The following is an 18,074-nucleotide window of genomic DNA, read 5'->3' as shown; positions in this document are numbered from 1 at the left end:
AAAGGCTATCTTATTAAGAAGTCTCAATGGATATTTGGTGGCGATGGTTGGGCATACGATATAGGCTATGGTGGATTAGACCATGTCCTTGCTTCGGGAGAAGATATAAATGTTTTAGTATTCGACACAGAAGTTTACTCAAATACTGGCGGACAATCCTCAAAAGCAACACCAGTAGGAGCAGTAGCACAATTTGCTGCAGCTGGTAAACCAATCGGCAAGAAAGACTTAGGAAGAATGGCAATGACATATGGCTATGTATATGTAGCACAAGTTGCAATGGGAGCAAGCCAGACACAATTAATAAAAGCGCTAGTAGAAGCAGAAAGCTATCCAGGGCCATCTCTCATCATTGCGTATGCTCCATGTATCGCCCATGGAATAAAGCAAGGTATGAGCTGTAGTCAATTAGAAGAAAAGAAGGCCGTAGAGGCAGGATATTGGGTTCTCTATAGATACAATCCGCTTCTTAAGAAAGAAGGCAAGAATCCATTCATACTCGACTCCAAGCCACCAAAACTCTCTGTCAAAGATTTCTTACAAGGTGAAGTCAGATTCTCAGCTCTTGAAAAGACTTTCCCTGAAAAAGCACAGAAGCTCTTTGAAGAAGCTGAGAAGCAAGCTCAAGAGAGGTATAAAATCTACGAAAAATTGGCAAAAGATGAATAAAAAATGGAGGGAACGCTCCCTCCTTTTTTATGTGTAAAAATTGTCACTATTGGATTTAACCCTTCTTTAATATGGTATAATAAATATGAATTTTATTTCTGGTATTTTCGCAAAAATTATTCTCTGAAAGGATGGTTTACAAATGAATCCTATAGACCAAGCTATTAGTTTTTACAAAGAAGAAGTTGAAGCTGCTGACCTTTACACATACCTTGCGAAAATAGAAAAAAATCCACAAACTAAAAGTAATTTTGAAGCACTTGCAAAAATGGAGCATGCTCATGCAAAATTTTGGCATCAATTTTTAAAAGACAGAAATATAGAAATTCTAGAAGAAAAATTTCACAAATTTAAGCTTTTTACTTATAAAATATTAAGAACCTTAGTTGGAAGCAAATTATTCGTCACAATACTTGAGATGAATGAAATAACAAGTACCGAATCCTATTACCGCTATTTTAACGAAGCTTCTCTTACAGAAGAAGAAAAATTAATTCTCTCAAAAATCATAGAAGATGAGCTTGAACATGAAAAAATGTTTAGCAGACAAAAAGATAAATTCAACATAGAAAACATAAGAGATTTCATACTTGGAATGAACGATGGCCTTGTGGAAATCTTAGGAACTGTAACAGGACTTTCAGCTATTTATCCAAAAAGCCCCATCACCGTTGGAACCGCAGGTTTAGTAGTAGGAGTAGCTGGTGCTCTTTCTATGGCAATAGGTGCATACACCTCTGTACGGTCTCAAAGACAAGTAAATGAGGGAATAAAAAGTAAAATGGAACTTTTATTCAAAGTGTCTAAGGACAGGGCAAAAGAGGAATTCGTGAGTAAATTGTTACAATCTGGCATACCTGAAGATGTCGGAACAGAAATCTTAGGAAAACTCAGTGACAATGAAGATGCCATGATAAACCTATTAACAGAAGAAATTTCTGAAAACGAAATAAAATCTGCTCTATATACCGGCATTGCATACCTTGTGGGACTCCTATTCCCCGTTTTGCCTTATTTTATAATCACCTCGTCATCTTTAGTAGCACTTTTATTTTCAGTAATTTTTGCAGCAATAGCACTTTCTATAGTAGGAATTGTAGTATCTGTCGCTTCAGAAAGTCTTTCTGTAAAAGGAAAGGTTTTAGAAATGGTAACAACAGGCCTTGGAGCAGCAGCTTTATCATATCTTTTCGGCACTTTGGTACAATATGTATTTGGCATACAAGCATAAAAGGGCAGAGGTTCTGCCCTTTTTTATTTTTATATTATCTTTTTTAGTTATTTTACTTTTTGGCCTTAACAAGCAAGCAAAATGAAGGTTTATCTTGTCTAGAGAAAAACAGAACGTTTGATACTTCTTTCAATTACTTTTCAAGAACTTTTTTCAAAAGTTCAATACTTGCCTCAATGTCATTTTTGTCTACCATCTCTGATATGCTGTGAACATACCTTGTAGGAATCGATATAACACCTGCCGGTATACCACCTTTTGTCAAATGTATAGGTCCTGCGTCAGTTCCACCAAATTCAAGTATTTCTAACTGATAAGGAATGTTATTTTCTTTCGCTACCTCAATCATCATCTCCCTCACAGAAGGGCTTACTATTATTGACCTGTCCATCACTTTTATAGCTGCCCCTTTACCAAGAGAGACTGCCATCTTTTTCGCTTTAGGTGTATCGCCAGTTGATGTAACATCAACTGCTACAGCAAAATCAGGATGTATGTTATAGGCAGCTGCAGCAGCTCCTCTTGTCCCCACTTCTTCTTGAACAGTAAACACAAAATACACTTCGTTTTCTGTTTTAAGATTTTTTAGTGCCTCAATAACTACATAGCATCCTATCCTATCATCAAAAGCCTTTGATATAAGTCTATTACCTGCTTCAATAAATTCACCTGCAAAAGATGCACTATCTCCAATATTGACATATTTTTGAGCTTCTTCCTTATTTTTTGCCCCAATATCTATATACAATTTTTCAACTCTAAAATCTTTTTTATCCTCTAAATATTCTACTCCTATGGCTCCTTGAACTCCATTTTTAAAAACCACTCTCCTCCCTACTATCTGTTCTACAGAAACTCCCCCTATAGTAGTAAACCTCAAGAAACCTTCATCTTCTATGTGTGTAATCATAAGTCCTATTTCATCTGTATGAGCAGCCACCATTATTTTTTTTCCTTTTCCTGTTTTTCTGCATATCATATTCCCTAATGCATCGTATGTAATCTCATCACAAAAATTTTTTACTTCCTCTTTTATGACCTGTAAAACTTTCTCCTCACTTCCTGAAGGTCCATAAGTCTGTGTAAGTTTTTTTATCAATTCTATATTTAAGCTCATATCAAAGCCTCCTTCGCAATATTCTTTATTATCAAATCAACTAATTTGACTGTGTTGTTAAAATCCTCTAAAAAGGCTACAGAATTAAAAGAGTGAATATACCTACAGGGGACAGATACAGCAATTGCTTTTATGCCACCCTTCGTTAGGTGAATTTTACCTGCATCATTGCCACCACTGGCTATCCTTCTAAACTGATAAGGCACACCATTTTCTTCTGCTATTTTTACAATCTTGTTAATTATCTTTTTGTCATAAAGGGTCGTTCTGTCCATTAATGAAATTGCCGGCCCCTTCCCTAACTCGGTAGAAACCAAATGAGGTTCCGAGTCAGAAACATCCGCAGCCACTGTGCCTTCCACAACTATAGCAAAATCCGGCTCTATATTGTAGGCTGCAACGCCAGCTCCTCTTAAACCAACCTCTTCCTGCACAGTAAAAGCTGCACAAACAGGATATTCATAATCCCTTTTCAAGATCTCTATCAAAACATTGCAGCCTATTCTGTCATCTAAAGCCTTTGATTTTACATATCCATTTCCCAGTAATTCAAAGTTGGCATCAAAATACACATAATCCCCTACAGAAACGTGCTTTAATGCCTCTTCCTTTGAAGTAGCCCCTATGTCTATGTACAATGCATCAAAATCAAGAGGCTTCTGCTGCTCTTCCCTTTTTTGAAGATGTATAGGCTTAGCACCTATTACGCCATTTACCCTCTTTTCGCCCACTTTTACAGTTTTAGATACAAGTATTCGGTTGTCTACTCCCCCAACAGGTGAAAAGCTCAAAGTCCCGTCTTCGTTTATAGACTTCACCATTAAAGCTACTTCATCCATGTGGGCAGCCAGCATCACTTTAGGTTTTTCCTTTTTCCCTTTTTTGCAGGCTATTAAATTACCCATTTTGTCTACATAAAGTTCATCAACATAAGGTTTTACAATCTCTTTAATTTTCTCCCTTACTTCTTTTTCATCTCCTGAAGCACCCATCAAATCTGTCAGCTCTTTTAATAACATAGTTGTCCCTCCAATTCCTCTGGAAGATTGGCAATATAATAGGCCAAAAGCTTTCCACTATTTATGATGTCCTTCATATTAACAGTCTCCACTGATGTATGCATGTACCTTAAAGGTATTGAGACAAGTCCTGTTGGAACTCCTCCCCTTGAAATCTGTATAGCCCATGCATCTGTCCCTGAAGGTCCAGGAAGTGGCTCTATTTGGTGATTTATATTGTACTCTTTTGCAGTATCCACAAGCCCTTTATATACAGCTGGATGTATATTAGGACCTTTCCCTATAGCAGGACCTCTAGCCAGCTCTATCTCTGTACTAACACCTCGGGCTTTACCATGTGTAACATCAATAGCAATAGCAATATCTGGCTCAACATTGTAAGCAGAAGTTGTAGCTCCTCTTACACCTACTTCTTCCTGCAATGTTGCTACTGCATAAACATCGTGATAATGGTATAATTTCTTAAGCTCCTCAAGGCATATTGCCATTACAGCAATGCCTGCCCTGTCGTCCAAAGCTTTACCTGAAACATAATCATTTAGAAGCTCTCTAAATTCTCTTTTTATAGTTATTACATCTCCAATTTTAATTAATTCCTCTATTTCTTTTTTACTCATTCCAACATCTATGTACATGTCCTCAATCTTTATAGCCTTTTCCATATCCCCTGAAGACAAAAGATGCGGTGGTTTGCTCCCTATAACTCCCAATATATTCTTCTTTCCGTGAACTATTACCTCTTGAGAGGGAAGAGTTCTTTGGTCTACACCCCCTACAGTGGTAAACTTGATAAATCCCTTATCGTCTATATCCTTTACTATAAGACCTATTTCATCTAAATGGGCTGCCAGCATTACCTTATACTTACCTTTTGTACCCTTTTTTAAAAAAAATAAATTGCCAAATTTATCTTCAGTGACTTCATCAGAAATTGTAGCAAACTCTTCTTTTAATAAATCATAAATTCCTCTTTCATGTCCAGAAACTCCATGGCTTTCGCATAATTTCTTTAGCAAATTCTTATAATCCATTTTCTACCCCTTCCCATATAGTTTTATTAAACCTCTCCTTTTATTTTTATGATTCACCCCTGCAAGTTTATTATTTCTACAAAACCTCTCAAATTCCTGCTTATTCAAAGGGGTATTGGCTGCCTTTATTAGCTTTACTCGCTAATAAAATGTAGCACTATCCTTTTTGTTATCCTGTTCAATTTTTGGTAAACCTTTTGAACCTTTGGGGTGTTCTTACGTTTATTCCCTTTTATTTTTCTTCATTTTTAAAAATTATATAAGAATATACAATTGGTACTATAACAGCAGTAATTAACAGCACAAACATCAAAACAGCCACCCATGTACCACTGAAGAAGGAAGCAAACAAACCAATAATGCCTGCAATGAGCCATAGTTTCCCGCCTAGCTGATGTGTCTTATTCCATACCTCTTCATCTGCCAGCGTCCAGGGAGTTCTTATTCCTACAAAATAATTATGGCGAAGCTTACCCATAGCACTTCCAAATGCAATGAGCATCACAGGAATCACAGCACTCCCAAGTCTATCCATGTTCACCTTATATCCTAATGCAGAATATGTGGCGGCAAAGTACAATATAGATAAAATAATTACTAAAACAGCCCTTATCATCCTATATGCCCCGGCGAACTTACTGTAATTAGCTTTTTTAGGGTCAATCAGAGGAACAAATACCATCAAAAAATATATTACAGTGATAACTGAAGGTAAAATAAAGACATCCTGCTTTGGACCATAACTATCTACTTGGCCAGAAATATTCCAGTGCATTGGAATTTTATCCGGCAGATGCCCAAAAACAGCAAATGTAAAAATCCATATCAATAGTATAATTCCAATTAGCCACCAATCTTTTTTCATTTCCTGTTTTACATCATAATTTTCATGCATAATATTTTTACTCCTTTCTTATATAGTTTAAAATTTTTCTTTTTTATGTTACTCTTAAAAGTAAATACAAAGTTAACATTTCACATCAAGGAGGCAGTTTAATGCAGACTTTTCTATCATCAGTTCAAGGGGTACTTACAATTGTATTTATGTTAGCCCTTGGCTATTACCTGGCAAAAGCAGGGTGGTTTGATAGAACAATATCTGATTTATTTGCTAAACTTGTCGTCAATATCTCTTTGCCACTTTCTATGATAGTAAACATAACATCAACTTTCTCAAAAAAGCAATTAGAACGCTCAGGAAGAGGACTTTTGATACCTTTTTTGTCAATATTGATATCCTACTTGATTGCATACATACTGGCTGAAATTTTTAAAGTCAAAAGAGAAAGAAAAGGAGTATTTACAGCAATATTTTCACTATCAAATTCCATTTTTGTAGGGCTTCCAATGTCTCAAGCTCTTTTTGGAGAAGTTGCAACGCCATATACTCTTTTATATTACATGGCAAATACTACAATTTGGTGGACATTAGGGGTTTACGGTATTGCTCGGGACACAAACGGCAAAGATCAAAAAATATTAACTTTAGATACGTTAAAAAGAATATTTAATCCTCCTCTTATTGGTTTTATCGGAGGTGTAATATTGGTTTTTGTCAATATTAAACTTCCAACATTTATTTTTGACAGCTTCAAAATGATAGGAGGACTTACAACACCCCTTTCAATATTTTATGTTGGTATAACTATTTACGAAATGAGTTTTGACAAATTTAAGCTTGATAAAGATGCTTTTATGGTTTTTATTGGAAGATTTTTGGTAACTCCTGCTTTGGTATGGATATTAGATTTATTTATACCAATTCCAAAGCTTATGAGAGATGTCTTTATAATAATGTCTGCAATGCCTGTTATGGTAAACTCATCAATAATAGCAAGGGTTTATAAAGCAGATTATGAATTTGCAACAAGTATGATTACATATACAACAATCTTTAGTGTTGTCATAATGCCTTTTTTGATGGTTCTGATAAAGGTTATATAAATCAGAGGATATTTTTTGTGTCATAAAGGTTTCTTAAAAATTAATTATTTGTGAATTTTTAAGGTTCGTTCTTATTTCCCTTTCGGTTTTAATGGTTGTAGGTTTTCTGTTACAGATATAAAGAGTATATTAACTATGCCTATACCTCCAACAATTAACGTAATTGCCGCTATAACCAAAAGTACAGCCGAGACTACAGATAGTACCCTATTTATAACATCTTGGATATCTTTCATTGTATGTGCAATGTATTTGTCTTTATAACTTTAAAAGTTGAGGAAAATTCACTCAATTACCCCATCTTTTATTTTAATTATCCTATCGCTGAAGGATGCAGCATAATTATCATGAGTAACCATTAATACTGTTTTATTATTTTCTTTACTCAAATTATACAGAAGCTTTAAAATTTCTTCTCCCGCTTTTGAATCAAGATTCCCAGTTGGCTCATCCGCAAATATTATTTTAGGATCAATTATCAGCGCTCTTGCAATGGCCACTCGTTGTTGCTGTCCTCCCGATAATTGATAAGGAAAATTCTGTCTTTTTTCAGTCAATCCGATCTTCTCTAAAATATCATCAACTTTCCTCTTATATTCTTTCCTATTTATTCCTTCAAACTCTAAGGGGAGTGTTATGTTTTCTTCAACGTTTAAATTAGGTATCAAATTATAAAACTGAAATATAAAACCAAATTCTCTTCTTCTCAATTTACTCAATTTATCATCATTTAACAAAGTTAAATCTTCTCCCTTAAAAAAGATACTACCAGAAGTAGGTTTTTCTAAACCACTAAGTACATACAACAAAGTACTTTTCCCTGAGCCAGACGGTCCCATAATAGAAACAAACTCTCCTTCATTGATTTCTAAATCAATACCATTAAGAACTTTTGTCACATTTCCTTCCACATTGTATTCTTTAAATAATTTTTCTGTCTTTAAAATAACCATTTTAGTCCCTCCCTATATTTTTATTTTTTTACCTATTCTATTCCTTTTATTGCTTCTACAATATTAATCTTCCTAATTTTAATAAAAGGATAAATTGAACTTATAAAACCAATAAAAATCGAAGATAATAATAAAATTAAATACACTAAATAATTATATCCAAAAGATAAATCTCCAACATAATAAGACAAAATTTTCACAATAAAGAGATTCAGACAAAATCCAAATAATAAGCCAAAAATTCCTCCCTCAAAACCTATAATAACCCCCTCGCATATTATACTAAATAACAATTGCTTTAAGGACATCCCAACCGTTCTTTTTATTGCAAAATATCTAACCTGCGTCAAAACATTTATAATAAGATTATTATTTAAACTAAAAATACTTATAAACACCGATATTAAAAATAATGCATTTACTATTAAAAACAATCTATTATTATATTCAGCATTTAATTTTTTCATCTCTTCAAGTGAATTTATAACTATAGTAAGCTCCTTTACCCAACATTTCTGTTATACCATTTTCCACTTGGCTAACATTGTAATTCTTTTTGATTTTTAATAAATATAAAGTGTAGTCATTAGAACCAATGTCCTTTATAAAATTGTCCTTAGATATAAAAAGAACTTTGCCCATATTCTCAAAACTACTTACAACTCCAATAACTTTATATTTTTCTCCCTTCTCTTTTGTTTTTGATTTAATTTGAATATAATCACCAACTTTAGTATTTGTGTTCTTAGCAAATGTATTTGTAATTATGATATTTTTTCCATAATTTAATTGCTTAAATAATTCATCTATTGAACCATTTTTATATATTTCAAAAGAAAAATCTTTATATTTCTCTGGATCAATTCCTGAAATTTCTACATCCATATCTCTGATACGTTCCTTTACCCTTAACTGCGAAACAACTTTATCAACCCCTGAAATAGAGGATAATTTTTCATCTAAGGACCCCATTGAAGAATCTGTATTAATAACAATATCAACACCTTTATATACCTTATCTACACTTTCTTTGACCAAATATGATAAAGTAAAACTAAGATATGCTATTCCAATTATTATACTAATAAGTATTATAGATTCCGCTGATCTTGAAAAGTCTCTTTTAAATTCTTTATTTAACAATCTTGCTTCCGGTCCCAGTAAATTTATAAATTTTAATAAAGTATTATTAATTAAAATATGTAAAAACTCTATAAGCAAAATAAATGAAAACGAAAATAAAATAATTCCAGAGATAAGATAAAAAATACCATTATCCATTTTCTCACTTAAAATCAATAATATTATAGACACAAATATCATCACTGTTCCGGCATAATTTTTAAGAATATTTTTCTTTTTGGTATGTTTTTCCACATTACCTTTTATGATATCTACTACAGAAATTTTAAATATCCTCAAAACTGACAAAATAACACTTAATAAGCCTGTAATCAAAAGCATAAAAAATACTAACATAAACTTTAGAATGCTAAATTTCATTATAATTTCATCTTCAACTATCAATTTAAGAATAAAATGCAAAAAAGGAAAACCTACAATTAAACCAATTATAGTGGAAATTGTAATAATTATGAAGCTTTCTATATATGTACTTATAAATATTTCCATTTTAGTTGCTCCTAAGCTTCTTAAAGTACCAATTTGTGAAATCCTCTCATATAGTACTGTCTTGAAAGTAGAATATGTTAAAAATAAAGTTATGAAAATAGTAAACGCACTAAAAATACTCAATGCTATGCTTATCGTTCCAACATAAGCTTTATAACTTTCTATATCATACCTTTCTTCAACTATGTACCCAGAGCCAATAACTTTTCTTATATCATTAGCAACATCAGAAATACTGTCGAGATTTTTTAGTGTAATACCAATAGAATACACTAACCCTTCTTTGGATTCAATAGCCGCATCTTTAAAAAATATAGCTGCCATTAAAGTTACGGCAGATAAAACAAAAGTAAGAAATAATATAAAAAACCTTACTTTTTTAGCAATGATATTTCGCAAAGCCAATTTAAAAAGAGCTCTCATCGACAGCACCTCACTGATGATATTTTTTATTAACATCTAAAATCATATAACTTGTTTTAAATTCTTGTTGTTTAAGACAAACTTAGAATAAAGACCATTTTTGCAAAGATTTTTCCTCAGGCACCCGTGGGGAATTTTTTTGTTAACTTAACTGCTTCATCAATGATTGTTTCATCCGATAGCTTTGTCCATCAAAGATTAACAAATAACAGTGATGTATTAAACGGTCTATTATCGCTGCGGTCATCTGCTCATCATAGAATATATTCACCCAGGAGCAGTAGAGTAAATATGTTTGCCACTATTTAGACTGAATTTCCCATAAGCAGCGGTACCCCACCGATATGTTCAAATATGTTCTTAAGTCCTTCAAATAAACATTCCTGATTTTCTCCCTTGAAAAGCTGTGTATAACCTACATTGCTGTAGGGGGAATGATAGATTCAAATAAAATCCATGATACAATGTTCCATTTTCATAAAAATCAACTTCACCAAAATCTACTTGAGCCTCTCCTGGTAGCAGTATGCCTTTGTTTTCCTCGGGCTTTTTTGTCTTCCTCAAGCCATTGATCTATATCTTCTTTGAAAGGCTCAAGTTTTGGAAATACCTTTTTCGCTTTGGTGTCAGTTGAAGCATTCCAGTCTTCATGGTAAACATATTTGCGCACCGTTTTCCGGTCAACTTTAAATTTCCTTGCTATTTCACTGATATTTAACCCTTTAAAAAAGAACGCATTTCTGATATCATCTATTTGGGTCATTGTGAGCATCCTCCATTCCTCCCTTGCAGTTAAGAGTTTCCCTAACTACAAGGATAATGGTTTTTATGGGTGCCTGCAATGACCCTTTGCAAATCTGGGGATTTTTGAGTTGCAAAAGTGGGGATTTTTCTTTGCAACTTTGTCCATTTTTATTTTACAATAAACATCTTTAACCTTATATTAGCGCAACTGCCGCATTATAAGCCCAATGAAGCAAAACACAAGGATGAATACTTTTCGCTCGTGTTGCTATTAATGCCAAGATTAATCCAAGCGGAAAACGAATAAATAAATTAATTTTTATATCTTCATTAGCATGAAATACAAATGCAAAAATTAAAGCATCGATGACTATAGAAGAATAAACATTAAAAATTTTCTTGAGTTCTGTTAATATCACACCCCTTACAAGAATTTCTTCTGATAGTCCTACAGCAAAGTTATGTAAAACCAAAATAAAAAAAAGAGTTTGTTCAATGCGGTAAATACTTAATATTGAAGCAAGTAAAATTGCAAACGAAACTAACATCCAGAAAATATAAATTCTATTTCTTCCATATACCAAACCAATGTTATAAAGTGACTCCTTTTCATACACTTTCTCATATAAAACTGGTAGTACCCCTAAGAAAAATATTACTGGAATGGAGAAAAAACTTATTACATCCTTTAGAGAAGTAACTTTATTTATGTCCAATATAATTGGTCTATTTAAAAATATAGAAGTTATAAATAAAAATGCAATAAGAAGAGTAATAGGAATTGCTATTAGACCAGATATTTTTACGCTTTGTACAATTAATAAATCCCAAAACTCATTAGGCAATATTTGAGGGTTTACTAAAGTTTTCTTTATTTTTCCTTTAATCATTGTATATAACCTACCTTTTTAGTTCTTTATCTCCATTCTTGAAAAATAATATAATGTTACAATCAAAACTATTACGATATATATACTAAGAAATCCAATATTTTGCATAACTTTTATTAAAAGTTGGTATTCTGTTTTATATATATTCCCCCATGCATTTATATCAGCCAAGTAAGTTGGAATAAATACTTTTATCTTATCTACTTTTTCTAGAACTTTCATTAAAATTATTAAACCTAGGGACAGAAGATTGGTTTTATAAATACCAAAAAATAACGACAGCAACATAGTAACTGCAATTATCAAAATAATTTCAAATATTGAAAGAAGAGGCATATATAAAAATGTTAAATATTGTCTACCCAAAAACTCATTAGTTGCAAATTTTGTATTGTAAAGGAAAATATAATAACTGATTATACCAGAAAGAATAACGAAAAAGATAAAAACCATCAGAACAGTGAGGAGAGCAAGCACCTTTGACAACATTATTTTTACCCTGTTTTCTGATCTGACAAGCAGCAAACTTAAGTTACCCTTCTCTAATTCACCTGCAAATGTTGAAGATGTAAAAATAATAAACATAAAATAAAATAAAAACAAAGATTTTAAGAATCCAAACATCATAATAGCGTATTGGAAAGCAGAAAATTTTTCTCCACTTATCGTTAATATATCACTTTCTGTTTTTGCAAGTAATCCAAAAAGCAGAGGAACAAAAATGGATATCAATAATGACCAAAAAACATCTTTTCTCTTAAATAATTTATATAATTCTATATAATAAAATCTCTCCATTGCTTTCACTGCCCCTCTATGTAAAATAATTCTAATAAACCTGCTTTTTTGATATCAATGTCTAAAATATCAATATTTTGATCATAAAGTTTTTTTAATATGTTATTTAAAATTTCCTGTTTTCTTACAATTAAAACATTGTCTCTTAGATCAAGATAATTATTCATAATTTCATGCTCAAAAGTATTTTTATCAAACTTTTTATTAGATAAAATTATATAGTATTCTTTTTGTTTTACAGCTTCTTTAGGAACACCATCATACAATACAACTCCTTCTCTTAGCAAAATTACTTTATCACATATTTCCTCTACATCTAGCAATTGATGGCTTGAAAACAAAATACTTACTCCCTTATTTTTACTTAAATAAACAAGTTTTTCTTTAAGTTCATTAACACCAATTGGATCAAGTCCTATCGTTGGCTCATCGAGAATTAAAAATTGAGGGTCACTCATTAATGCTTGTGCCAAGCCCAATCTTTGTTTCATTCCAAAGGAAAACGTAGTTACATATTTATTTCTTACTTCCCACAAACCCACAAATTCCATTACCTCTTGAATTTTCTTGAGATTATAGTTATTACTTGCTATCATTAAAATTTTTAAATTTTCTAAGGCAGTCAAATAATCGTAAAAGGCAGGTTCTAAAAGTAGACCAATATCCTTTATCACTCTACCATAATTTTGAAATAGATCATAGCCAAACAGTTTTATACTACCTTCTTCAGGCCTTAATAATCCAGTGATGCATTTAATAAATGTTGTCTTTCCTGCACCGTTTGGTCCTACTAATCCTACAATTTCACCTTTTGAAACTTTTATACTAACATTACACAGTACAACTTTTTTACCATACTTTTTTGTTAAATTTTCTACACTGAGTACCTCCATCCTGTTTTGCCTCCCAAATCAATATCTACCCAATTTACCACTTTTTCTTGCGTAATTATACATACTTTTATATAAAATGTACCCTAAAAAACTCCAAAATAAAGTGTTAAAGATAGCAATGAAAAGAGTTGTAAATGTAATATTTGTACTCATACCCATTAGTATCACACTGCTAAACGGAATAAGGGCTTCAAAAATACACCTACCCGAAGAAATATATTTAGATGGAATAACAAATTCAATCAAACTTAATAAATATACTAAATTCAACAAAGATCCTACCTTTCTATATATCATTGTTAACCCAACAAGTATCATCCCTATACTTATTCCATTAAGTAAGGTAAGTAAGATAGTGAAAGGTGATAAAAAAGTATTAGTATTTATAAAAATCCTCACCAAAATTAAAATAATAGTCATTGGGAAAAAAGAAGTTATAAAGCTTATTAACGATCTGCAAATTAAAATTTCAGCAATGGTATAATTACTATTAAACACCTGCTCAAAAGTTCCAATTTCTATATCCTCTCTCAATGAGCTACTTGGTGTTCCTATTAAGGCCAATAATAAGGGATATATAATTAAATTTTCAACATTATCAACATTACTAAATTTATAAACCCCAAAAATAATTGCTGTAATTGCTATTATAAATGAAACAGTATTTCCTATAACATCTAATGGATAATTTTTTAATAAATTTATTAATTTTGTTATTTCAGCAATAAAAAGAACACTCATTTTATTTATGTATGACACTATTTATCCTCCTTAGGAACTATAGATAAGATTTCTACTTTTTTATTCTTCACAGCTTCCGCAGCCAGATACAAGAAATCATAATCATTCATTTTAAATTGTATTGAGTAAATACCTTTTTTATTATCAATAACCTCATAGGAGTATTTTTTTAATGATTCTCCTATGGCATAGTCTAGTATTTTAAAATATACTCTTAATTCCTTACTAACAAAATTAGTAGGAGACGCGATTACAAGTTTTTTATCTTTAATTATATATTTAATATCACAAATTTCCTCTAAAAAATATTTATCATGACTTGAAATTATAACACTTAACCCTTTTTTAACAAATTTTAAAATAATATCTTTTATAAGCAAACTATTTTCAAAATCTAATCCATTTAATGGCTCATCTAATAAAAGTAACTTAGGGCTACCCAATAACGCTATTAAAAACATCAATCTTTGTTTCATACCTTTTGAATATGATTCCACTTTCTTATATACAAAACTTTCCATATTCAACTCTGATATAAGTTCTTCTATAATTTTATTCCTTTCTCTTTTATTATAAAGACCTTTTAGGATAGCAAAATACTCTATGTTTTTATAACCAGATAAATTCCAATACAGATTTCTATTTGTATCAGGCATAATACCTATTATTCTTTTTACTGCCAAGAATTCTTTTTGAACATTCAATCCGTCTACTAGTATTTCACCACTATCTGGAAGAATCATCCCTGAGAGCAATTTTATAAAGGTCGTTTTTCCGGAACCATTTGGTCCAATCAACCCTATTATTTTATTCTTTGGCATTTCTATGCTCAAATTTTCAAAAATTATTACATTCTTAGCAAAACCCTTACACAAATTTTTAACTGAAATTATATTACCTGTCACTGCCATTTCCCCTCTATACTATTTTATTCTTTTTCCTCTTTAAACTTTTAAGCATATTCACCACATATTTATAATATTCTGTATACATGCTGCAATAACTATCCTTCCCAAAAAGAGTATAAAAAGAATAAAATGCATTTGCCCTACATCCACCACCACATAAATATCTATACTTACAATTTTTACATTCTTTAAAATCATCAACATGCAAATCTCTAAATCTTCTGGCATTAGAAGAATTTAATACTTCTTCTAGGTATGTATTTACAATGTTACCAAAAGAAAATTCTCCCACATGCAACATATGACAAGGATAAACATCTCCATTTGCAGCAATACTGATTAATTTTTTCCCTGCCTCACATGATCTCTTTACTTCTACGCTTATATTTTCCACCGAAATATCATTCTTCCCAATTTTATCTGACAAATATTTACCAAGATATATTAATTCACTCGTAGAAGGAACAAAATCTTTACATTCTTTTAAATTATTAAAATTACACGTTAAAAGACTAAAACTTACAGACACATTGAGACTTTTTGCCAGTTTAATATATTCCTCAATATGATAAATATTTTTCTTATGCAAGGTCGGCAAAATATTCACTGATATTCCTGATGATTTTATGAGTTTAATTGTCTGTATCACCTTGTTAAAAATACCGGAATCTCTTAAATAAGTAGCATTTTCTCCATTGAAACCATCAATTGAAACGGCGATATAATCAACATATGGTTTGATATTGTATAATACGCTTTCTTTTATAATAGTACCATTTGTAATAATAACAACTTTTTCTACCATTATTTCTTCTTTCGCATATTTAACAATTTCATCTAAGTCATTTCTTAAAAATGGCTCTCCACCAGAAATAATTAAATTTTTTAACGAATACTTTTTTAATTCTTCAATTATATGCTTTATTATCTCTAGTGAAAGGTCTTCCTCTTTATTCCTCGCGTTATCTCTTGAGTAACAGCCTATACAATGTAAATTACACTTGTTAGTAATATGTAAATACGCACTATCTATTTCATTTTTGCCTTCTATATGATTTGAATCATCATGAACTATTTCATATTTAAACAAAGCCTTCAATAACTCAATATCATCCGCATCAAGATCTTCCATGAGAATAGACTCGCCATTTAATGCTTTTCTTATAAAATGAAACCCTTTATCACTAAGTCCAACCATAGAACCAGTTTTGTAATTACCAATAATATCTATCCCTTCAATATTAAAAAGAATCGTAGTTGGATAAGGTACTACTTTAACTCTCACATTTATTTCCCTCCTATTCTAACATTAGCCAAATCAAAATGGCAAAAATCTTTTAAAACTTCTTTTAAATTTATAAGCAGCCTCTCTATCTAAGAAATATTTCCCGTTTGGGCACCTATTTAAAACTCCATATTTTAATAACTTTCTAATAACAAAGGGAACAAAAGGCTTTAGCAAAAGTTTAACAACAGCATTTTGTGTGTATTCAATTTCATTGAATGCTAAAGCTTTTTCGCAAGAATCAGCACCTTTTTCTTCAAAAAATTTTATACATCTGTTCTGTAAAAAAATAATAACTTCTACACCACCAGAAGAAGACATCATTACTCTCCTTTTTTTTCATAAGATTTTTTAATAAAATTACCAATTTTGCTGCCAATAAAACTAAACAAAGCAGCAATTATTATAAATACAAACAGTCCAGTTATTACATTACCGGTTTCACTAATATGTATCTGAACTGCCGAATTCTGAGACATTGAATTTAATCTGTCAATAAACTCTTTTGAAGAAAAAGCTGGAGTAAAAATCAACACAATTATTTCTATTGCCAAAACAATAATAATATTAAATCCTACCACCTTGATTAATCTTGTCGGATTTAATAATCCATTAATAAATGATATTATAGCAACTGTCACTAAAGGGCCAACAATAGTTAATAATATGAAAGCTAAAAGAGTTAAAGAGTTTTTCATTAATGCACCTATTGTTAAAAGAAGTGTTATAATTAGTATAGCTACTATTCCTATAGCATAATTACTTCTTTGCATTTTCTAAAACCTCCATTTTTATTTATGGAGGCACGCTCCCCTTTTTGGGGAGCATGCCAATGAGGTAATTTAATATTTATTTTCTGACTACCACCTAAACAATTAAATGCTCCAGTTGTTATAGTTATAACCTATGTTTACACAAAAAACTACACCTACACTTATGCAGCCAGCCTTTTTATTTCCTCCAGCAAATGCAAATAACATTAATCTTTACACCTCCTTTTCCTTTAAATTTACTCCTTGGCATACCTTTAAATTCAAACCCTACTTTAATTCGAAAAAAGTTTTTTAATGTCTTAAGTACGTGTGCTTTTTCCTTCATTTTTAATTTTACAATCCATTTTTTCCAATGTCTACTATATCTTTTTGCACACTTTTTTATTATTTCAATCTGTTTATCTGTCAATTTTTCAAGGTCTTCCTGTGATTCTAAATCCATTTCTCTTTTATATTCGTTGGCAATTTTATATACTAATAAATCTATAAATCCCATCATTTCATCTGCCATATTATGTTCTATTATTGATATATCCAAATAGCCTACTATCTGATTATCTATGTGAAAAGGCGTGGCTATACAGTACCATTGTTTGAAAATATCACAATAATGCTCTTCCGGTTTTAAGTAAATTGGCTGCTTTAATTTCATAGCCAATGAAATGGCATTTGTCCCACAGCTTTCCTCCTTAAAAGAGGTTCCTCTCCTAATGCCTAAGTCAGTAATATCCTTGTATATTTTTTTGTTGTATAAAACATCTAAAAGGTATCCTTCACTATCTACCAGCAAAAAAATATATCTTTTCTTCAATTGTGTACGTACCCTATTAACACATTTTCTAAAAACTTCTATAAGTTTTTTATTCTCTTGTAATCTCTTTTTCAATTCATCTTCTTCTAAAGATATTAATGGAGTAACTATCGATTTTGTAAGTCCTATTTCCAGACACTTTTTATAAGAAAAAAGTATTTCATTAGACTTTATATCTCCCATCAAAATTTTCCCTCACTTCAGCTCCAACC

21 protein-coding genes and 1 pseudogene are annotated in these 18,074 nt (G+C 31.2%); 3 read left to right on the top strand and 19 right to left on the bottom strand.

Annotated elements, in window-relative coordinates; translation table 11 throughout:
• Positions 1-669: thiamine pyrophosphate-dependent enzyme (locus I4N53_RS08110; RefSeq protein WP_255549792.1), on the top strand; the 669-nt coding region annotated here is incomplete at its 5' end.
• Positions 670-811: 142 nt separating this feature from the next.
• On the top strand, positions 812-1,900 hold the full coding sequence (locus I4N53_RS08105; RefSeq protein WP_214496010.1) for a VIT1/CCC1 transporter family protein: 1,089 nt from the start codon (positions 812-814) through the stop codon (positions 1,898-1,900).
• 133 nt (positions 1,901-2,033) lie between these two features.
• Here the strand turns inward: I4N53_RS08105 and I4N53_RS08100 are convergent, their stop codons facing one another.
• The 4 genes from I4N53_RS08100 to I4N53_RS08085 all read right to left on the bottom strand — a co-directional run bounded on the left by I4N53_RS08100 (position 2,034) and on the right by I4N53_RS08085 (position 5,962).
• On the bottom strand, positions 2,034-3,017 hold the full coding sequence (locus I4N53_RS08100; protein ID WP_214496009.1) for a M42 family metallopeptidase: 984 nt from the start codon (positions 3,015-3,017) through the stop codon (positions 2,034-2,036).
• Positions 3,014-4,036 carry a M42 family metallopeptidase gene (locus I4N53_RS08095; RefSeq protein WP_012994543.1) on the bottom strand — a complete coding sequence of 341 codons (1,023 nt, stop codon included), beginning with the start codon at positions 4,034-4,036 and terminating at the stop codon, positions 3,014-3,016. The genes I4N53_RS08100 and I4N53_RS08095 overlap by 4 nt, the downstream gene beginning before the upstream one ends.
• The gene (locus tag I4N53_RS08090) at positions 4,027-5,067 is read right to left on the bottom strand and encodes a M42 family metallopeptidase (protein ID WP_214496008.1); all 1,041 of its coding nucleotides are present in this window, start codon (positions 5,065-5,067) and stop codon (positions 4,027-4,029) included. Before I4N53_RS08090 ends, I4N53_RS08095 begins: the two co-directional genes overlap by 10 nt.
• A gap of 232 nt (positions 5,068-5,299) precedes the next feature.
• Complete coding sequence (locus tag I4N53_RS08085) at positions 5,300-5,962, bottom strand: SdpI family protein (RefSeq protein WP_012994541.1); 663 nt, start codon at positions 5,960-5,962, stop codon at positions 5,300-5,302.
• A 101-nt stretch (positions 5,963-6,063) separates the two neighbouring features.
• On the opposite strand from I4N53_RS08085, the gene I4N53_RS08080 reads away from it, so the two are divergent.
• Complete coding sequence (locus tag I4N53_RS08080; protein WP_214496007.1) at positions 6,064-7,011, top strand: AEC family transporter; 948 nt, start codon at positions 6,064-6,066, stop codon at positions 7,009-7,011.
• A 71-nt stretch (positions 7,012-7,082) separates the two neighbouring features.
• On the opposite strand, the gene I4N53_RS08075 is transcribed toward I4N53_RS08080, so the two are convergent.
• From I4N53_RS08075 to I4N53_RS08005, 15 genes and pseudogenes are all read right to left on the bottom strand, one after another.
• Complete coding sequence (locus I4N53_RS08075) at positions 7,083-7,247, bottom strand: hypothetical protein (RefSeq protein ID WP_211204194.1); 165 nt, start codon at positions 7,245-7,247, stop codon at positions 7,083-7,085.
• A gap of 48 nt (positions 7,248-7,295) precedes the next feature.
• Positions 7,296-7,964, bottom strand: a complete 669-nt coding sequence (locus I4N53_RS08070) for an ABC transporter ATP-binding protein (RefSeq protein WP_214496006.1) — start codon at positions 7,962-7,964, stop codon at positions 7,296-7,298.
• Between the two features lie 32 nt (positions 7,965-7,996).
• Complete coding sequence (locus I4N53_RS08065; protein ID WP_214496005.1) at positions 7,997-8,431, bottom strand: ABC transporter permease; 435 nt, start codon at positions 8,429-8,431, stop codon at positions 7,997-7,999.
• 4 nt (positions 8,432-8,435) lie between these two features.
• Positions 8,436-10,019, bottom strand: a complete 1,584-nt coding sequence (locus tag I4N53_RS08060; RefSeq protein ID WP_214496004.1) for an ABC transporter permease — start codon at positions 10,017-10,019, stop codon at positions 8,436-8,438.
• A 142-nt stretch (positions 10,020-10,161) separates the two neighbouring features.
• The gene (locus I4N53_RS08055; RefSeq protein WP_342897045.1) at positions 10,162-10,290 is read right to left on the bottom strand and encodes an ATP-binding protein; all 129 of its coding nucleotides are present in this window, start codon (positions 10,288-10,290) and stop codon (positions 10,162-10,164) included.
• Positions 10,291-10,348: 58 nt separating this feature from the next.
• Positions 10,349-10,782: pseudogene (locus tag I4N53_RS12425) on the bottom strand (IS21 family transposase); the annotation flags it as partial.
• A gap of 175 nt (positions 10,783-10,957) precedes the next feature.
• On the bottom strand, positions 10,958-11,653 hold the full coding sequence (locus I4N53_RS08045) for a CPBP family intramembrane glutamic endopeptidase (RefSeq protein ID WP_028992185.1): 696 nt from the start codon (positions 11,651-11,653) through the stop codon (positions 10,958-10,960).
• An 18-nt stretch (positions 11,654-11,671) separates the two neighbouring features.
• Positions 11,672-12,451 (bottom strand): ABC transporter permease, encoded by a 780-nt coding sequence (locus I4N53_RS08040; RefSeq protein WP_255549795.1) that lies wholly within the window; start codon positions 12,449-12,451, stop codon positions 11,672-11,674.
• Between the two features lie 5 nt (positions 12,452-12,456).
• Complete coding sequence (locus I4N53_RS08035) at positions 12,457-13,344, bottom strand: ABC transporter ATP-binding protein (protein ID WP_074666668.1); 888 nt, start codon at positions 13,342-13,344, stop codon at positions 12,457-12,459.
• Positions 13,345-13,362: 18 nt separating this feature from the next.
• Positions 13,363-14,103 carry a hypothetical protein gene (locus tag I4N53_RS08030; RefSeq protein WP_074666670.1) on the bottom strand — a complete coding sequence of 247 codons (741 nt, stop codon included), beginning with the start codon at positions 14,101-14,103 and terminating at the stop codon, positions 13,363-13,365.
• On the bottom strand, positions 14,103-14,996 hold the full coding sequence (locus I4N53_RS08025) for an ABC transporter ATP-binding protein (protein ID WP_214496001.1): 894 nt from the start codon (positions 14,994-14,996) through the stop codon (positions 14,103-14,105). The genes I4N53_RS08030 and I4N53_RS08025 overlap by 1 nt, the downstream gene beginning before the upstream one ends.
• A gap of 7 nt (positions 14,997-15,003) precedes the next feature.
• The gene (locus I4N53_RS08020; protein ID WP_074666674.1) at positions 15,004-16,278 is read right to left on the bottom strand and encodes a radical SAM/SPASM domain-containing protein; all 1,275 of its coding nucleotides are present in this window, start codon (positions 16,276-16,278) and stop codon (positions 15,004-15,006) included.
• 33 nt (positions 16,279-16,311) lie between these two features.
• A complete protein-coding gene (locus I4N53_RS08015; protein WP_214496000.1) occupies positions 16,312-16,599 on the bottom strand; it encodes a hypothetical protein in 288 nt (95 codons plus the stop codon).
• A gap of 2 nt (positions 16,600-16,601) precedes the next feature.
• The gene (locus tag I4N53_RS08010; RefSeq protein ID WP_028992191.1) at positions 16,602-17,051 is read right to left on the bottom strand and encodes a hypothetical protein; all 450 of its coding nucleotides are present in this window, start codon (positions 17,049-17,051) and stop codon (positions 16,602-16,604) included.
• A gap of 178 nt (positions 17,052-17,229) precedes the next feature.
• Entirely contained in the window at positions 17,230-18,045 is an 816-nt protein-coding gene (locus I4N53_RS08005; protein WP_255549793.1) for a LuxR family transcriptional regulator, read from the bottom strand.
• Between the last annotated feature and the right edge of the window lie 29 nt (positions 18,046-18,074).

This window comes from Thermoanaerobacter sp. CM-CNRG TB177, assembly GCF_018588165.1.
In the GTDB taxonomy this organism is placed as follows: domain Bacteria; phylum Bacillota; class Thermoanaerobacteria; order Thermoanaerobacterales; family Thermoanaerobacteraceae; genus Thermoanaerobacter; species Thermoanaerobacter thermocopriae.
Note: the sequence above shows the minus strand (reverse complement) of the source record. Positions and strands in the feature narration are given on the sequence as shown.